The organism is Hyphomicrobium sulfonivorans, assembly GCF_013306565.1.
Classification (GTDB): domain Bacteria; phylum Pseudomonadota; class Alphaproteobacteria; order Rhizobiales; family Hyphomicrobiaceae; genus Hyphomicrobium_A; species Hyphomicrobium_A sulfonivorans.
Genome location: NZ_PZPO01000005.1, coordinates 424,295 through 442,000, shown reverse-complemented (window position 1 = coordinate 442,000; position 17,706 = coordinate 424,295). Strand labels below are relative to the sequence as shown.

At 60.8% G+C, this 17,706-nt stretch carries 16 protein-coding genes; 7 read left to right on the top strand and 9 right to left on the bottom strand.

The window, feature by feature from the left end:
- Positions 1 to 280: 280 nt before the first annotated feature.
- On the bottom strand, positions 281 to 982 hold the full coding sequence (locus C6Y62_RS13470; RefSeq protein ID WP_173954338.1) for a peptidoglycan-binding domain-containing protein: 702 nt from the start codon (positions 980 to 982) through the stop codon (positions 281 to 283).
- 248 nt (positions 983 to 1,230) lie between these two features.
- Here C6Y62_RS13470 and C6Y62_RS13465 point away from each other — a divergent pair, with 248 nt between their 5' ends.
- Positions 1,231 to 1,614, top strand: coding sequence for a DUF5330 domain-containing protein (locus C6Y62_RS13465; protein WP_173954337.1), 384 nt, complete (start codon positions 1,231 to 1,233; stop codon positions 1,612 to 1,614).
- 147 nt (positions 1,615 to 1,761) lie between these two features.
- The gene (locus C6Y62_RS13460; protein WP_173954336.1) at positions 1,762 to 2,184 is read left to right on the top strand and encodes a SufE family protein; all 423 of its coding nucleotides are present in this window, start codon (positions 1,762 to 1,764) and stop codon (positions 2,182 to 2,184) included.
- A 61-nt stretch (positions 2,185 to 2,245) separates the two neighbouring features.
- Here the strand turns inward: C6Y62_RS13460 and C6Y62_RS13455 are convergent, their stop codons facing one another.
- The 3 genes from C6Y62_RS13455 to C6Y62_RS13445 form a co-directional block, all read right to left on the bottom strand.
- Positions 2,246 to 2,812, bottom strand: coding sequence for a DUF6456 domain-containing protein (locus C6Y62_RS13455; RefSeq protein ID WP_173954335.1), 567 nt, complete (start codon positions 2,810 to 2,812; stop codon positions 2,246 to 2,248).
- A 2-nt stretch (positions 2,813 to 2,814) separates the two neighbouring features.
- Positions 2,815 to 3,198 carry a helix-turn-helix domain-containing protein gene (locus C6Y62_RS13450; protein ID WP_338074377.1) on the bottom strand — a complete coding sequence of 128 codons (384 nt, stop codon included), beginning with the start codon at positions 3,196 to 3,198 and terminating at the stop codon, positions 2,815 to 2,817.
- Positions 3,199 to 3,791: 593 nt separating this feature from the next.
- On the bottom strand, positions 3,792 to 4,193 hold the full coding sequence (locus tag C6Y62_RS13445) for a Ros/MucR family transcriptional regulator (RefSeq protein WP_068464100.1): 402 nt from the start codon (positions 4,191 to 4,193) through the stop codon (positions 3,792 to 3,794).
- Positions 4,194 to 4,793: 600 nt separating this feature from the next.
- On the opposite strand from C6Y62_RS13445, the gene C6Y62_RS13440 reads away from it, so the two are divergent.
- On the top strand, positions 4,794 to 6,926 hold the full coding sequence (locus tag C6Y62_RS13440; RefSeq protein WP_173954334.1) for a S9 family peptidase: 2,133 nt from the start codon (positions 4,794 to 4,796) through the stop codon (positions 6,924 to 6,926).
- Positions 6,927 to 7,226: 300 nt separating this feature from the next.
- Here C6Y62_RS13440 and C6Y62_RS13435 read toward each other — a convergent pair whose 3' ends face one another.
- Positions 7,227 to 8,558 carry a hypothetical protein gene (locus tag C6Y62_RS13435; RefSeq protein WP_246274683.1) on the bottom strand — a complete coding sequence of 444 codons (1,332 nt, stop codon included), beginning with the start codon at positions 8,556 to 8,558 and terminating at the stop codon, positions 7,227 to 7,229.
- 790 nt (positions 8,559 to 9,348) lie between these two features.
- Here C6Y62_RS13435 and C6Y62_RS13430 point away from each other — a divergent pair.
- The gene (locus tag C6Y62_RS13430; protein ID WP_173954333.1) at positions 9,349 to 10,362 is read left to right on the top strand and encodes a hypothetical protein; all 1,014 of its coding nucleotides are present in this window, start codon (positions 9,349 to 9,351) and stop codon (positions 10,360 to 10,362) included.
- Between the two features lie 226 nt (positions 10,363 to 10,588).
- Here the strand turns inward: C6Y62_RS13430 and cutA are convergent, their stop codons facing one another.
- Positions 10,589 to 10,924, bottom strand: coding sequence for a divalent-cation tolerance protein CutA (cutA, locus tag C6Y62_RS13425; RefSeq protein ID WP_338074376.1), 336 nt, complete (start codon positions 10,922 to 10,924; stop codon positions 10,589 to 10,591).
- 41 nt (positions 10,925 to 10,965) lie between these two features.
- Here cutA and C6Y62_RS13420 point away from each other — a divergent pair, with 41 nt between their 5' ends.
- Positions 10,966 to 11,748, top strand: coding sequence for an NAD kinase (locus C6Y62_RS13420; RefSeq protein ID WP_068464178.1), 783 nt, complete (start codon positions 10,966 to 10,968; stop codon positions 11,746 to 11,748).
- Here the strand turns inward: C6Y62_RS13420 and C6Y62_RS13415 are convergent.
- Both C6Y62_RS13415 and C6Y62_RS13410 read right to left on the bottom strand, forming a co-directional pair.
- Positions 11,742 to 12,476 (bottom strand): hypothetical protein, encoded by a 735-nt coding sequence (locus tag C6Y62_RS13415; protein ID WP_173954331.1) that lies wholly within the window; start codon positions 12,474 to 12,476, stop codon positions 11,742 to 11,744. The genes C6Y62_RS13420 and C6Y62_RS13415 overlap by 7 nt on opposite strands.
- Before the next feature lie 206 nt (positions 12,477 to 12,682).
- Positions 12,683 to 13,258, bottom strand: coding sequence for a nitroreductase family protein (locus C6Y62_RS13410; RefSeq protein WP_173954330.1), 576 nt, complete (start codon positions 13,256 to 13,258; stop codon positions 12,683 to 12,685).
- A gap of 334 nt (positions 13,259 to 13,592) precedes the next feature.
- Here C6Y62_RS13410 and C6Y62_RS13405 point away from each other — a divergent pair, with 334 nt between their 5' ends.
- Positions 13,593 to 15,641: a vWA domain-containing protein gene (locus C6Y62_RS13405; RefSeq protein WP_173954329.1), complete on the top strand. Its 2,049-nt coding sequence runs from the start codon at positions 13,593 to 13,595 to the stop codon at positions 15,639 to 15,641.
- Positions 15,642 to 15,786: 145 nt separating this feature from the next.
- Positions 15,787 to 16,860: a hypothetical protein gene (locus C6Y62_RS13400; protein ID WP_173954328.1), complete on the top strand. Its 1,074-nt coding sequence runs from the start codon at positions 15,787 to 15,789 to the stop codon at positions 16,858 to 16,860.
- Between the two features lie 58 nt (positions 16,861 to 16,918).
- Here C6Y62_RS13400 and C6Y62_RS13395 read toward each other — a convergent pair whose 3' ends face one another.
- Positions 16,919 to 17,614 carry a hypothetical protein gene (locus C6Y62_RS13395; RefSeq protein ID WP_173954327.1) on the bottom strand — a complete coding sequence of 232 codons (696 nt, stop codon included), beginning with the start codon at positions 17,612 to 17,614 and terminating at the stop codon, positions 16,919 to 16,921.
- Positions 17,615 to 17,706: the final 92 nt, after the last annotated feature.

Genomic DNA, 17,706 nt, shown 5'->3' with positions numbered 1-17,706 from the left:
AGCGCGACAGCTGGCCAGCATCGTTGCAAACTACAACGCCACCCCAGACGATGCCTCGACTTCAAAACACCTGCCGAGGTTTTCTGGGAAAACCTCAACACGTTGCACTTCAACCGTGAGACCACCTCCCGACCGTAGTCGGGATGACGCCGTGCGGAGGCGGGCCGTTTCTGCACAAGCCATTATACGCTCGGCGGCCGGCTCTCCGGAGGAGAGTCGCCGAGCGCAACAAACAACCATGGACGGCTGTGCGAAGCGCAGTCACCAGCGCTAATAAAATTCACGGAGCGGCGGCGATGCGGCCTTCACCCGCAAGGCGGCCAAGCCTTGCAATCAGAGGCCCCGAAATACGTCCCGATTCCGAAAGGCCCTGATCGCTTTCGAACGCGCGAATAGCGCTCGCTGTCTGCAGCGTCAGAACACCATTGGCGTCACCCGGCTTGTAGCCCAGCTTTTTCAACGACTGCTGAACCGAGCGGATAACATCACGCGCGTTGCCCGTCTTTGGGGTGATCTGCCCTTTGAGCGGCTTGCCGCCCTCGCCCAGCACGATCGCTTTCAACAGCGCATCGCTCGGCTGTGCCGTCAACGGCAAGCCGTGATCCTGCTCATAGGCCATGATTGCGCCGCGGGTCATCGTGCCCGCAATGCCGTCCTGCGACCCGGTCTCGTAGCCGCGGATTTGCAGCTCGCGCTGGATCGCGCGCGTAACATCCTTGGCGCTGATCGCAGGTGTCGAAATATCCCCGCCGATCGCCGCCAGGTCCAGCCCCTCGGTGGGGTGTTTGGAATTGCCGCCGATCGATCCGGTGTCGCCGAACTCGGCCGCCTCAATCGCAGCGATGTTCCAGGCGGTCAGATCGTTTGCGCTCGCAACCGGAGTATGGGTTCCACGGGCCTGCAGAAGAAAAATATTTGCAGCAACGCCCCCACTAAGGGCCAGAAAGGCCAGGAGTTGCACCGTCACTTTTTTGGGCAGCATCACTCATCCCTCAACGCGCTGCTTACCTTAATGCATCCAATATGCGGCCCACTTCGTAAACGATCTCTTAACTCTCGTTTAAGAAGTGTTGATATTTCGCGGGTTGCATCGCCTCTCATAATCACCGCAACCCCTTAAAAATTAGATCAAATTGGACGCAATTTTTCCAAGTCCATGAGGCAAGTTTGTTGAGATCGCTCTGCTAATACGGTGAACAGTCCAAGTCCGAGACGGTTGGAGAGGCCAACATGTCCCTATTGAAGTTAGGTATCCTGATTGCGGTGGTTGTCGCGGTTCTGCCTGCAGATCGCGAACAGCAGGCTGCACTCTATGACAAGGCAGCAACGGCGGTGCATTGGACGGCAACGTTCTGCGATCGCAATGGGACCACCTGCGATCAAGCCGGCGTCATCTGGTCAGCGTTTGTCGAGAAGGCAAAGTTCGGTGCCGCAATGGCGTATGAGCTTGTCACCAAAGACAGCGAAGGCGCGCCCGCGACAGCGCAGACAGTCCGTTACAACGTGATCGAACCCGGCGTCGACCTTACCCCACGCGGCACCCTGCGCGCCGAAGATCTCGAACCGGTGTGGCGCGGCGCGATGCCAGCTCAGCCGAACAGCGGCCGCATCTGATACGAGCCGGGCTGCAGCACATCGCATGAAGCGCGTTGCAGCCCCACAGTATTACGCTCGAGCGGCATAACAGCTTCACACACTTGCGCGATGGCGCTGCGCCAACCTATGTGAAGGCTGCAATCCAATCATCGAGCGAGCTGCAGCGTGACCAGCCTTTCCGACATATCGAGCGACTTTGCCCTTCTGGATGACTGGGAGGATCGCTACCGCTATCTGATCGAGCTTGGCCGTACGCTGGCGCCTCTGCCGGAAGAAGAGCGCACAGAAGCCAACAAGGTGCGCGGATGCGCCAGTCAGGTTTGGCTCGCCACACGTATCGAGCCGAACAACGGCGCCCCAACCCTGCATTTTGTTGCCGACAGCGACGCTCACATCGTGCGCGGGTTGATCGCAATTCTCGTCGCGATTTACGACGGCAAAACGGTGGACGAAGTGCTTTCCACCGATGCCGACCCGATCCTTTCGGAACTCGGCCTCAAGGAGCATATCACACCGCAGCGCTCCAACGGCTTCGCATCGATGGTGGCACGCGTGCGCTCCGACGCTGCCGCGAGCAAAGAGCTTTAATCTCGCACCAACGTCAGTAGCTCCGGCTAATCGCAACAGCATTCTGTTGTCGTCGAACAGCTCATTCGCCGCCGTCGATCAGTGGTCGGAAATCCTCCGCACCCCAGTGACGCGTCGGCGACGCTCGCGAGCCATTCTCTGCTGCACGCGTTATTCCGTAGTGCCGCGCCAGCGCACTCAACGCCAGTTGCAGCACAATCTTGCCCGACCGTTGCGGCCAGCCCGCCGCCCGCTCCGCTTCCTCCAGCCCCTTCAGGTGACAACACACATCAATCAGAACGCCAGAAAGCTCCGGCCCAACTGCGGCCAGCGCTTTGCGCACCCGTTCCGCCGCTGCCGATGAGCTGTCGATCATATCCGACGCTGAAACTCGCGAGGATCCATAGCGGCGCCCTCGCTTGGTCGGTGACATCGCCGACCAGTTGGTGGTCGTGCGCGGTGTCATCTGTGCAAACCAGAATTCGGCGCGCAGTCGTTCACCGGCCTCAAACTGCGCCTGCGAAATCATTGCCCCACCGCTGCGATCCTTGCGCCGACGCAGCCAGCTTAGCGGGCTTTCGTCATCATTGACGCGCTTGTCAGCGCCGTTACGGCTATTCCGGGTTTGTGTCGAAGAAGATTTTGACATGCTCAACCCCGCACAGTGTCTGCTGCATCATTGCCGTGGCGATCGAGCAGCGCTGGCATCGCCCACTCAAGCAGGTCAAGCGCGCGATCAAACAACGGGTCGTCTCTGCGGTCCTCGATAACACCGCACGCATGGGCCACTGTGGTGCGGTCGCGCTCAAAGATGCGCCCGGCTTCTGTCAATGACAGCCCGCAGCCAACGTGGGCCAAGTACATCGCGACCTGCCGCGCCAATGCTACGTTGGCACGCCCGCGCGACGCCCGCCGCAACTCGGATTCCGAAACACCGAACACTTGCACCACCGCATGTTCGATGGCGTAGCGGCGCAGATCCGGCTGGCCGGAAACGTCCTGTGCACGCGCACCGGCCCCACCTTGTGCCTGCACACAAAACGCCAGCGGCATATCAGCGGTATGGGTTGGAAAGGCGCACTCTGACGGCATCACTCAACTCTCTGTCCTGCATCACTGTGGCGTGCACGATAACGCGAAACCACCACTTATGCGTGTGCAGGTTATAGAGCGAGTGAACGGAGGGGATAATTCACAGCCGCCATCGTTGTCCCCGCCCGGAAAGCCGACCGCAAAGATTGCCGCTTCCTTACCAACAGCGCGGCAGCCGATGTCCCCCTTCACACCAAGACGCACACGCCCTTCACCACCACGGCACAGCACCGCAGAAAATGCTGCAGCACTCAGCTACGATCGACAGCGTGATCTGCCCAAGTTGCTTTCGTTGTGGCCGCATGAACTTGAAGTGCTCGACAGTGCAACGCACGCACGCTTGCTGGCGCGCATGCGGCGAGCCTTAAGACTGGAACGTCAACGGGGGCTGGCAGGGCACTGGGCATACGATCTCAATCGTCATGCCATGCTGTTGCGCGCTTACAGAATAGAGGTTGCACTGCACCGAGGCCGCAACGAAAAACGCGCGCCAGCATAAGCGGCGCGCGATAGCTTGTCGGCAAAGTTGTCGTCACTCAGCGACGTGTGCCAAGGCCCATCTTCTTGGCCAGGTCGGAGCGCGCGCGCGCATAATTCGGCGCCACCATCGGATAATCGTGCGGCAAGCCCCACTTCTCCCGATAGTCTTCAGGCGAAAGATTATAGTGGGTGCGCAGATGGCGCTTCAGCGACTTAAACTTCTTTCCGTCTTCAAGACAGATCAGATAATCTGGCATTATAGATTTTTTAACCGGCACCTTCGGCTTCTGCTCTTCCCGCTCTACAACGGCGACACCACCGCTCGCACGGCTGAGTGCTGCATGGGTTTCGCTGATGAGATGCGGAAGCTCAGTGGCGATAACAGAGTTATTGCTCACATAGGCTGAAACAATCTTCGCCGTCAGTTCTACGAGTTCCGGTGCCGGTGTATCTTCCACATCGCCCTCCCGAGGCGAGTACAGACGAAGTCTCTTAATCGCCCCGTCATGTTGTGCCTTGATAAAAATCTTGCCCTATACACAACGGCGCGGAATGCTTTCGCTCCGCCGCCAGTAAAAGCCGTAAAATTGATTGTTGCGGCTGATTTCGCACTGCATGGTAGTAAAGTCAACTACATCGCTGCGGATGCCACCTTGTATGGATAACATTCGTGGCTGCAAGTTAAAACTCGCCCTGCCCTGCTATGGCGCACCTTGTTTTTAAGTATTCCAAGTAAAAATTAGAACAAGTCTACACATTTATCCTGAGCGTTGCACAGCTGTTTTACTGACCACCCGCTACAGAAATCCGCCCACTCAATAAGTATATTCTTTTCCAATCCCTCAACTTCAAAAATACACTACATGAAAACATCCGATCTGGACGGAGCGCCTCCGCCTGCCAATATTACCGGCACTTGGTATCCAGGTTTGACAAATACCGCAGCCACCCCTCTGCTCTGGCCCGTTTTCGAGCGATGCCGACCGGCACCTCTTCGGCCAGCCCTGTTAGCACGCTTGTCCTGAAGTCCTGCAATCCCCCGGTGGAGAAATACCCAGATGTCCGTTCCCGCTAAGCATACTTCTGCAACCACGCCGCCAAGGGCGGACCGGAAGCCAGCCCACTCCACCTGGCACGGCGTTGAGCTGGTTGACGATTATGCGTGGCTGCGGGCGGAGAACTGGCAGGAAGTTATGCGCAACCCGACGGCGCTTGCTCCGGAGATCCGCAGTTACCTGGAGGCCGAGAATGCCTACAGCGAAGCCCAGCTCGCGGACACCGCTGCGCTGCAGGATCTGCTGTTCAAGGAGATGCGCGGGCGACTGAAGGAAGACGATAGCTCCGTCCCTGCTCCGGACGGCCCTTACGCCTATTACTCAGGCTATGTCGCCGGCGGCCAGTATCCGCTTGTATATCGCCAGAACCGTTCCGGCGACGGTGAGCACATCCTGATTGAAGGCAACCGCGAAGCTGAAGGCAAAGCATACTGGGATCTGGCCAGCTTCCAGCACAGCCCTGACCACAGCCTTATTGCCTACGCTTCCGACGACAAGGGCTCAGAACTTTACACCGTCCGCTTCCGCAATGCGGCGACCGGCGAAGATCTGCCCGACATCATTCCTGATACGCGCGGCGGTGTGGTGTGGGCGAATGACAGCAAAACGCTGTTCTACGTTCGCCTCGATGACAACCATCGCCCGCTGAAGGTCTATCGCCACACACTTGGCACGCCGGTTGAAGACGACGTTCTCGTTTACGCCGAGGACGACATCGGCTTTTACGTGGCCATCGGCGAGACCCAATCCGGCAAGTTTATCGTCATCGATGCGCACGACCACCAGACCAGCGAAGTCCGCCTGATCGACGCCGACAATCCGACAAGCCCGGCGGTGCTCGTCGCAGCGCGCCAGCATGGACACGAGTATTCGGTTGAGCACCGCGGCGACAACCTCATCATCACCACCAACTCGGACGGTGCGGAGGATTTCCGCATCTGTGAAGCGCCCGTTGCTGCGCCGGGTATTGAGAACTGGCGCGAGGTCATCCCCCATCGCCCCGGCTGTCTCATCCTCGATACGATCGTCTATCGTGATTACACGGTGCTGCTGGAGCGCGAGAACGGTCTGCCCCGCATCATCATTCGCCATGTCGATGGCGACGAGCACTCAATCGCCTTCCCTGAGGAAGCATACTCGCTGTCGACGTCCGCCGGATACGAGTTCGACACCTCCACGGTGCGCTTCGTCTATTCGTCGATGACAACGCCTTCCGAAGTCTACGACTACGACATGAACACGCGCGCCCGCACACTGCGCAAGCGGCAGGAAGTGCCAAGCGGCCACAACGCTGCCGACTACGTCACGCGCCGCCTTTATGCGCCCGCACCGGATGGTGAAACCGTTCCGGTCTCGATCCTGTACCACAAGAATACGCCGCTGGATGGCTCGGCGCCGGTGCTGCTCTATGGCTATGGCGCCTACGGTATCTCCATACCTGCATCGTTCTCGACGACCCGGCTTTCGCTTGTAGATCGCGGCTTCATCTATGCCATCGCGCACATCCGCGGCGGCAAAGACAAGGGCTATCGCTGGTACACGGACGGGAAGCTCGAAAAGAAGATCCACACCTTCACCGACTTCATTGCCGCCGGTGAGCATCTGGTGGATCAGGGCCTGACCCAGAAAGGCCGCATCGTCGCCAATGGCGGCTCTGCCGGCGGCATGCTGATGGGCGTTGTCACCAACATGGCGCCGGACCTGTTCCTCGGCATCATCGCCGACGTGCCATTCGTCGACGTGCTCAACACCATGCTCGATGCTTCTCTACCGCTGACGCCGCCGGAGTGGCCCGAGTGGGGCAATCCGATCGAGAGCGAAAAGGAATTCGGCATCATCCATTCCTACAGCCCGTATGAGAATGTTGAGGCGAAGCCCTATCCGCACATCTTCGCCTATGGCGGCCTGACCGATCCGCGCGTCACCTACTGGGAGCCGGCAAAATGGATCGCGCGCCTGCGTGAACGAAACACGTCCGACAATCTCATCCTGTTGAAGATCAACATGGATGCGGGGCACGGCGGCGCCTCCGGCCGCTACGAGCAGCTCAAGGAAATCGCCGCTGACTACGCATTCGCGCTCAAGATTGCCGGCTTGCTGGATGCGCCCGGCAAACAGCAGGAGAAGGCGGCCTGAAGTCTGACGGCCTGACCATTGGCGGCGGTGCGTTCACCGATATGCATCTGGTGATCGTACCGCCGCACTTCTGTGGTTTTCGAGAGCCGGCGCCTCCATCAATCCGGACAGAACGCGCGGCAGGCCAGCTTCGGCCAAACCCGGCAAATTGGACTTGACGTTACGCGGCACCTTTTGAGCGTCGCATCAAAATCTGAAACGCAAAAAGGGCGGCCCTAAGGACCGCCCTTTTTTTATGTGCTCCTCACTGGAGCTTAAAAACAAGAAAGGCCGCTTTCGCGACCTTTCAGAAGCCTATTACTAGGCGGCCCGATCATTGAAGGCCGTCAGCTTCTTATCCTCCGAGAGGTCGCTGGCGGATTTCAGCGCAATGCCGATGTATCGCACCCTTCCTGCTATACGTGCCTTCTGCACACCGAGTTCACCGAACTCACGACCGAACGTGGGTAGAGCAAGTGGCTCTTTCTGTTGTTCTTCGCACCATGCGCAGTAATCCTCATACAGGGAAGTTGCAGTCATACTCGATCCGTCTTGCGTCTCGATTCTCTCCTTGTAGAAGCGCTCCACATCGGTTTCGGGAGCGATCAGTCTTGGTTGCTGCGCATTCGTCGCAACGATGACAGCAGCAGTTTCTTCGGTAGCAGCCGGCGCTGCAATCTCGGCAACAGTCTCAATAACCTCGGTCTCAATTTCCTCGGTTACCGACTTGTTGTCGTTTGCGCCGGAACGCGGCTTTTCTATCGCAACAGCCTTGGGAGCTGCCACCACTGCCGCAGTAGTGCTGACCGTGACCAACTCAGGTGCAACGGCAGGCGTCTGACGCTCGTAGAGGCGCCACTGACTAAAGGCAATGTACATGCCAAAGCCCGAACCAACTTCGAGAAGCAGTGCGATGAAGACCGTGAGCGCGGTCTGCACATCTTCTACGCTGATGTTCGGAGCAACAATCGCAGCAAGCTTGGCCAGGACCGCAGCCTGCGGATCCGCTTCAGCCAGAACGTTCTTGCCGCCACTGGTTACCACCGCGATCTTGGACTGGATGTCCGAGATGCGGGCCTCAAGGGATGATGCCTGCTGTGCCGAGCCTAGCTCAGCTGCAAGTGCATGGTACCCCTGACAGAAGTCGCGCGAACGCTTGATCGTCGCTTCCGCGCATCCCTTGGTTGAGCTCCAGGCCTTATCGTTCTTGAGCACCTCCATCTCGGCTTGCACAGCCTGAGCAGGGCGGTGCTGCGGGATCCAGGAAAGCTGTTCCTGAGCCCGCGCCAGATCGGCGCGATAAGACTGATAGCTTTCAGAGGACACTGCGCGCTGACCGGCGGTATCGAGCCGGTTCAATGCGGCGTGCCCCAGGGCAGAGGTCAGCGAGTATGCTGTGACCACGACCCAAACGAGGGCGGAGGCTGCTGCCTGCGACCACATTTTCGTGCGTATTGCGGCGAAGAAAAAGAAAGGCACCAAGGCCTTCATGCAGTCCGCAGCCGCGCTGGCTGCGCCGTAGATCTGGCCGTCAAACTCGGTTCGTCCGAGACTGACACCAAATCGCCAGTTCATCGCTGCCGATACGGCGAGCAAGACGCCGGCAGCTAGAACCCCCAACACGCCTAGAGCATGTCTCATGTTTGCCCTCATGAATTATGATCGCCAGCTGCTGGCCCGAGGCCAACGCCAACGCTTGACTTGTCTCTGTCCATACGGAAGGGCGTGTTGGACAGAACGGCTCCATCTCTGACGCGATTTACGGGATACCTGCCACGGTGACGGTCTCTATCGATCCGTTGAGCTCCAGGATCATTCCCCAATGTTCCTGGCCGGACCGGCGATAACGCGCCGCAACGAATATCGAGAGCTGGATCCCCTTCCCGTCTGGTGCCATGCGCTGGAGAGCATCGCCGCTCGATCTCCCCTGTGCGTAACTTTCCCCACGGGACGGGGCGACAAGTTAACAGACGCGGTACTGCCCCTCGGCTTTCCTTGCTACGCGATTCGAAATCTTTTGTTAAGAGAATCAGCGCGATAGCGAAAAACGCCTGATTTTTGGCCCATTTCTTGACTGTCTTCAGCCACGCAACCGTCCACAGGTTGCCCACTTTGGCGCTGCATTTTGTCCCCAGGTTGGGGCCGAGTTGTTAACACCTCGCGCATGCAACATGGCGCCTGCCAGCCCGCGCAACTGCTGCTTCTCCGCTGTCGATAACGCAGGAAATAAAGTTGCATCCGCCCGTGTGCGGACTTATTTTAGTTAACATTCGGTTACATCAAGGGAAGCTGAAGTTTTTCGCGCCCTTTAAGTGGTTTGTCACTGCTGCCGCCGTAGTGTCTGGCGGCGCCGTCTGTACTGGGATGTGCGTCCGGTCATCCTGGCGACCCGGCGGTTGACCCGCCGCAGATCCGGGATCGAAGCGTAAGGGAGTTCACCATTATGCGCGGCCTCGGTGGCTTCGTGTTGTTGGCAGGTGTCGGTGTAGGCCTGTTTGTCTACTTTCCGGCTCCGGTTGACTCCGGCACTACGCTCCAGCAAGCGAAGCAGGCGCTAGCCGACCGGCACGCTGCCGATGCCGAAATCGCGATCCATCGCGCCCCTGCCCGCACCCACAAAATCCAGAACGCTGTAGCCAATGGCGGCTCACGTCTTGGCGCCTTCGCCCCCGCTCTGAATCTGGCGTCGTCAAATTCACTCACCGCCACTGCGCCGCCGGCTCTGTCAGGCGCAGCTCCTCGCGTTGAGAAAGCCGCTCTTTCCAGTCTCGACGGCTGGTCGGCGCAGGTTTCCTCCGCAGTATCCAGTGACGGTGCGCTTGCACCCACCGATGCGGATGCTCGCTATCGCCTCATCGTCGATATTCAGCAAAACCTGAAGCGCGTCGGCTGCTATTCGGGCCGTGTCAATGGCTCCTGGACCGATAACACCCGCGAAGCCATGCAGGAATTTACGTCGCGGGCCAACGCGACCCTGCCCGTGGAAGAGCCTGACTATCTGCTGCTGACGCTGCTGAAGTCCTACAACGGCCGCACCTGCGGTGGCGCCGAGCAACTAGAATCCGCTGCGCTGCCAGCCGGCACCGTCGCAACAGCTGCGGCGAAGCAGGAAGTGCTGCCCTGGAAGGCAAATTCGGCACAGGCGGCCACCCGGCTCTATACGCCTCTGCCCAGCACCGCCGCCAACACCGCTACCGCTCCGCTGCCGGGTCGCATGGCGATCGGCGGTCCGCGCGACTTCCAGCCAGCACCGCAACAGCCGCTTATTCCGGGCAACAATATTGCTTCGGCGTCGCTGGATCAGGAGCAGGCATACAACCCGCCGGCGGCTGCACCAACCGGGCAGGCCGCGGCACCTAAGGCCAACCGCAAGGTCAAGAAGTCGAACAATTCGCGCCGCCCAGCGCGGGGCACACCGCGCTACAATCTGATGCTTAGCCTCGGCGGCGTTTACTGATTGATCGGCATAGCGCTGCTCCAAACGCTGAGCCCCGGCTTATGGCAAGCTGCGGCTTCGCACCGTTCCGCGTGCATTTGGGTGCAACGCCCCAGCGTTGCGCCCTGAGCGATCTGCATGCCAGCAGCACACCGGCATAGGTTGCATCGTCACTTTCGCATCGACTTCTGCCGCATTGGCGACCGTATCGCGGTGCCGGGCAATGCCACTGCTGGCTCATCGGACATCAGTCGGCCTGGTCTGTCTCGGTCATCAGCCATTTGAGATAATCCGCGCCGCCGTCGGCCACCTCTATCACCAGCAGCGCGGGATTGTCATAGGGATGACGGGCTGCAACCTCCTGCATGACCTTGGCGGCGAGCTGCGAACGTGTCTTGATGATCGCCACGACTTCGCTATCCCGGTTGATCGCGCCATCCCAACGGTAAATTGACGTCATGCCGGGCAGGATGTTGACACAGGCCACCAACCTCCGCTCGATGAGTTCCCGCGCCACCTGCTCCGCCACCTCCGCCGAAGGGAAAGTGGAATAGACGAGAACGGGCTTGTCGTTTTGCTGCACTTGCGCCAGCCTCCCACGCCTTGGTTGCGTTCCAGAGCACGATGTCAAAATTGAAAAACACATTCGACAAGATCGCGTTCGTGGCAAGCGAGATGCCCGAAGCCATGGCCGCGCGCGAACGGCTTGTGGAAGTCTATGGCGATTGCGAGGTTCCGGAAGCGGATGCCATCGTCGCCCTCGGCGGTGACGGCCACATGCTGCAAACGCTGCATCGGTTCATGAACAACGGCGTGCCGATCTATGGCATGAACCGAGGTTCGGTCGGCTTCCTGATGAACGACTACAGCGAGATCAACCTGCGCGAACGGCTGGCCGCCGCCGATATAAGCCGCATCCATCCGCTGTCGATGATCGCCTACGAGAAATCCGGCAAGGCCCACAAGGCTCTGGCCATTAACGAGGTTTCTCTTTTTCGTGAGCGCTATCAGGCCGCCAAGCTGCGCATCATGGTCGACGATACGCTGCGCATGGAAGAACTGATCTGCGATGGCGTGCTGGTGGCGACGCCGGCCGGATCGACCGCGTACAATCTTTCCGCGCACGGGCCGATTTTGCCGATCAACGCGCCGTTGCTGGCGTTGACGCCCATCAGCCCGTTCCGTCCGCGGCGTTGGCGCGGCGCGCTGCTGCCCAACAAGGTGCGCATCGTCATCGATGTGCTGGAGGCCGACAAGCGGCCGGTGAGTGCCGTTGCCGATCACTTCGAAACCCGTGCCGTGACGCGCGTCGAGGTGGAAAAAGCGCGCAACGTCGAGCTCTATATGATGTTTGACGCCAACCACAGCCTTGATGAGCGGGTGCTGGCGGAACAGTTCCGCTATTGAGTTGCAGCGGCGGCGGGAACAGCGTTGATGCGTGCGCGCCAGGCGGCGATAACACGCTCGCGATCAGCCTGCGCCGCCTGCTCCGCTGTTTCATTTTCGGATCGGGGCCTCGGCTTCAGACCCAAAGCGACGAGCCGCGGCGGTGCCGCCGTCTTGGCAATCAACAGCCGATAGAACTGCTCAACCGTCATGGCTTGGCGCGTTTCGTCGGCCCCGGTGCCGAATGCTGCCGCCAGCCGAGGAGCAGCAGTGGCGAGCGCCAGATCGGGCGTGTTTTCGACTGCGGACACCAGCGCGACGGCGGTTGAAACATCGACAACGTGAGCGATGAGGAGATCGGCAGCAACCGCCGGTTTGCCAATCAGCGGCTGCATGCGCCGGGCATTCTCACGCGCAGCGGCTTGCGCAATCTTCGCAGCGATTTTGGCGTTGTTGCGGGCGACGAGCATACGCTGATGCGCGCCCGGAGCAGGCACATAGAACCGCCCGCCACTGGTTACGAAGACACGCCCGCCCAGCTTCTGCGCTTCATCGGGGACGCCATGTAGCGCACGCATCCATGAGCGCTCGGAGAACAGCAGCGGGCCTTCAAGCGCGCCATCGACATGTCCTGTAAATGACGGCTGCGCGATGGGCAGTGGCAGGTGTGGCTGGGCGCCTTCAACCGAGGCCGCAGCGAGCGAGAGCGCCAATGCAAGCTGGGCCGGAACATCCAACAGCGGGCTCAAGGCTTTCACCTCCGCGGCGGTGCGCGACGATCGATCAAGCCTGCCCGCCACCTCTACGGGCCGACATGACAAGGCTGCCCGACCATAGTGAAGATGGCGTTAAGTTTCGGCGCAGCATGAACCGAGCGCTATGCATGCGCCGCTCGATCGGTGGGTGACGCCTGTGATGTGTGAACTACTGGCCGATCAAACCACCGGAGCGCAACTCACTCGCCCCAGCGGCTGACGATGTCCGTAAGCGCAGGACGCTCGCGCTCGGTCGGAGCCTCCATCGGCGTGCCGATATAGATGAAGCCCGCAACGCGCTCATGCTCACCGAGGCCAAGCGCCTTGGCCACGTCAGCGTTGTAGGCGATCCATTCCGACAGCCAGGCCGTGCCGTATCCCAACGCGTTGGCCGCAATGCACAGATTGAGGCACGCCGCACCGGCCGAAAGCACCTGCTCCCACTCCGGCGCGCTGCGATGGGGCGTGACGCGCGAGATGGCGGCGATCACCATCGGCGCCCGCTGCAGGCGGTTGCGTTCAGTTTCCAGCCTCACGTGGGACGGAGGCTCCTGCTCCGCCGCGACGCAGGCCTCGGCAATCGCCTCGCCCAGCTTTGCCCGCGCATCGCCCTCGATCACGATGAAGCGCCACGGCGCCAACTTCTTGTGGTCGGGCACACGCGAAGCGATGGTGAAAATGGTTTCCAGCTCCTGCGCCGTGGGTGCTGGCGCCTGCAGGCGATCCGGCTTCACCGAGCGGCGCTTAGACAGAAAATCAATGACGGGGTTTTCCATTGCGACACTCCTGGGCAAAATTGCTGGGCAGAACGGGCAAAGTGCTATGAACGGGGAAAATGGGCCGGCGGCCGGAATTCATCTTTTGAATCGCTGGGTTAGCCTGCAACAAGAAGATTAGCCGGCTATCGTCCCATAGCCAGACCCAATAGGCGTAACGGCACCTGCCTCAGGTGGTCTAACTGTCGCGACCGCTTCCCGCCAAGCCGAAATTGCCGCAGCAATCCGGATATTGGGGTTTCACCGCCGGGCGATACCGGTGGGGGAGCGGATAGGCTATTGTGCCCGGGTCGAATCCGCCCTGCGCACACCAGCGCGGCAATCAGGGACACGCATGTTGCTGCTCAACAGACCGCTCACCTCGCTTTGCGCCGCCGCTGTGATCGCCACCGGTGTGATCTCCGCCATCGCGGGCCTTGGCAGTGCATCGGCACGCGCACAGGAAGCTGCCGCCGTTGCCGCCACTGGCACCCCGGCCGCTGCACCAACAGCCATGATCATCGTCGATGGCTCGGGCTCGATGTGGGGCCATCTGGGCGATGAGAAGCGCTCGAAGCTGGAGATCGTGCGCGATGCGCTGCGCACGCTGGTGCCGGAATTGCGCGCGCAGGCCAGTGTCGGCCTGGCCGCGTTCGGCCATCGGCGGCGTGGCAACTGCGGTGATGCCGAGATCGTACTGCCGCCCGGCAACAATGCCGCCCGCAATCTGTCGGCAGCGGTCGACCGCATGAATGCCGTCGGCAAAGGGCCGGTGGCACTTGCTCTGCGCGAGTCAGCCAATGCAATCGCGGGCGCCAAACCTGCAAGCATCGTTCTTGTTGCCGACGACATCGACAACTGCGGTCAGGACATTTGCAGCGCGACCGAAAATCTGCTGCGTGCCAATCCGGGGCTCGTGATCCACACTGTTACGCTGGGCCTTTCCGCCGCTAAGATCGCGCACATGAGTTGCGTGCCGCGTCTGACGGGCGGTCAGATGTGGAATGCGACCGACACCGGCACCGTTTCATCCGCACTCACTCAGGCAATGCGGCTTGCAAAGCTCATCCCCGATCCGCAGGCTGAGGAACCGGCGCCGCTTGCTCATGCGGATGACGCCGCTCAGCCCGATACTCCTGCTGCACCTGCTCGGCCGGCTGGCGTTTATTTGACCGCAAGCCTCGGGGCATCGGCAGCACCGTTGAATGTGCCTGTGCGCTGGCGCATCCGCCATGCCGATGCGGGCGGCGAGATTGTGAAAGAGGTTGCGGCGCCTTCGCTGATCGAAAAGCTTGCGCCCGGAACCTACGAGATCGAGGCACAGCTTGGCCTCGCATCGGCACGCCAGACCGTCACCTTCACCGGTGATGCCGCTGTCGATGCGCGCTTTGATCTGAACGCTGGCGTGTTGAAGATGCAGGCGCGGCCCTCTGCTGCCGGCGCGCCGCTGGCCTATCCGATTTTCACGGTGACGCCCGCGAATGCGCCTGCAGGCACCCCACCTGTCTGGCTGGGCCGCGAAGCGGGGCCGGAAATCGTTGTGCCGGCGGGAGAATACAACGTCACCGCACAGAGCGGCGCCGTGCAGCAGCAAAACACCGTGACGGTTACGGCGGCAGCAGGCAGCGGCTTCACCCCGGTTCTCACCGCCGGGCGGCTGGAACTCTCAGCTACGGGCGGCACCGGCGCAACGCAGGGCGAGCCTTTGACGGAAGGCGTCACGTTCATTCTCCACCGAGACGATCCGGATGCGCCGCAGGGCCGCCGCGAGGTTCTGCGCTCCGCTGCAGCCAAGCCCACATTCATGCTGCCGGCAGGCACCTATCATGTGACAGCCAAGACCGCGATGGCCGAAGCGCGGACACAGGTTGCGGTGGGCGCGGGCGATGTCGTTCGTCACACGCTGCCGTTGGCGTTGACACGCGTAACACTGGCCGCCGCACACAGTGGTGAGGCGACCGGAACAGCCCTGGGCCAGATAACCTATCGCGTGATCCGGCTTGGCTCCGATGCTGCCGAAATAGCCCGCACCATCGACGCCGAACCGCAATTTGATCTTTCCGCCGGCCGGTATCGGTTTGAGGCTACGGTGGCCGACAGCAACGTGATTGCCGCCACCGAACTGACACTTGGCGCCGGGCAGGAGCAGCGCGTTTTGCTACCGCTGCAAAGTGGAAGTGTGACGCTGAAACGCGCCGATGCCCGCAACGTGCCTGGCAGCATGTTCTGGGAAATACAGGATGAGAAGCAGCGCACCGTTCTGCGCAGCAGCGATCCCGAGCCCACCGCAGTGCTGGCGCCCGGCCATTACGTCGTGCGCGCCGACACCGCCGATCGGCCGCTGCTGAGCACGGTTGAAATCAAAGCCAACGAACACCGCACGTTCGATTTCACCGATCAGTGAGGGCTGCTTTCAAACGGGCGGGCAGTCTCGGCTGCCTGCCGATAATCAGACGAACGGAAATGTCATAATTCAACCACGTCAGAGAGTTTGAAGAGGTCATGACCCTTCTGCTGCAAAGCCGCGTAATGTCCGGACGCATGCCGCTATGATCCCCGCCTGCACCGACATGAAGCTGCCTGCTGGGCCGCGCACCGGCAAAGCCAAGGGGCAATCCGCCCCCACGATGGTACGCTGTGTGCGCGCGCTGGCTTGCGGTTGTGCGCTGCTGCTGAGCGGGTCACCTGGCGCGCCCGCTTCGGCACAGATGTCCGACTTCGACACCTCCGTTGAGCGGCTGCGCGGCGCTTTCCCGCCCGACACCGGCCGCGACGCACCGGCCGATTCCGTACCTGGCCCCTCGCTGCCGACAAACACAACGGTAGTTCCGCGCGCCCCCGCCGCCGATGGCACGACGCCGACCGGCAGTCAGGTGAACTTGACCGCCCTGCTCACTGTTGATGGCCAGCGGATAGATTCCGGTGTGATCTGGCGCGTGTATGCAGCATCGCGCGATCCGCGCGCGCGCGCCAAGCCGCTCATCACCAATCGCGAGCCCAGCCCGACGATTGAACTTGATCCGGGCGAATACATTGTCAACGCAGCGTTCGGGCGCGCCGATATCACCCGCAAGATCGTCGTGACTGCAGGCACCATCACATCTGAAAAGTTTGTGCTCAATGCCGGCGGCCTGAAGGTGAAGGTGCTGGTGGATGGCGCCGAACCGCCGACCAACACCGTTGCCTATGACATTCTCTCCAGCGAACGCGACCAGCTGGATAACCGCATGCGCGTGCTTGCCGGTGCCAAGCCCAATATCGTCAACCGCCTGAATGCGGGCATCTATCGTATCGTGTCACGATATGGCGATGCCAACGCCAAGGTGGAAGCCGACGTTACCGTCGAGGCTGGCAAACTGACCGAAGCAACGGTGACCCATGCGGCCGCACGCGTAACGTTCAAGCTCGTCGCCCGTGAAGGCGGTGTGGCGTTGCCCGACACACAGTGGACCGTGCAGACGCCCGACGGCCAGCTGGTGATGCGCAGCGTTGGCGCGCTGCCGACCCACATACTTGCACCCGGAACCTATGCGGTTACGGCCAAGGGGCAGTCTGGCGTTTACAAGCGCGATTTCACGCTGGCCGATGGTGACATCGCCCACGTCGAAGTCGTCATGCAGTGATGCTTACGATCGTGAAGCACGGTGCTGTGCCGTCGTTCCGTTCAACGGCGATCGTGCTCTAGAAGTCGGTCAACACCCAATCGCTGGGACAGCCATTGCGCTGCATGCGGACGTCTACGTCGTCGTAAGCTGGTTTGTCGCCGATCTCATGAAAGAGAATACGCGCAATCTGCCAGTGTTCGCAGGCCGTGGAAGGATCGCCATTTGCCTGCGCAAAATCGCCCAATATGACACGCGCGCGGGCGTGCGGTTCCTTCAGGCCAAACTCCGTAGCGCCGCGTACACACGCACGCAGCAGCTCTTCAGCTTTCTCCGGACTGCCGTTGGCAAGATGCCATTCCGCCAACGAGAGGTTGAGTTCAGGCAACCGCTCGTTGGCTCCCATCGCCGTTGCGATGTCGATGGCTTTCAGAAGCGACGGCCGATCAGCTTCCGGAGCGATGGCGGCAACGCCGAGCATCACGTTGCGGCTCGCTGATGATGTCGGCGTGGCGTCGACATGGACATCGGCGGCGGCGACATCGCCCGCAACGGTCTCAACATTCGGCACTGCATTCCGGTCGTCCATTCTCTCAGCGTCAGCGGCACTACGCTTTTCTTCCGCTAACCGTGCTCGCTCCATCTCGCGGCCATAGCGCGCCGCACGTCTGGATAATCCCAGCGCGATGATGGTGATCATCAACGCCGCGATAAAAACCGCGATCAACACCAGCGCCCGTTCAGGAGCGACGCTCAGATCGGCGGGCCATGTCATCTCACCGGACCTTTGTCATCGCGACGTATCCAAAACACGGATGGCGCTATCAGCCTGGATATCGGACTTGCGCGGCATCGCACCGTACGCAA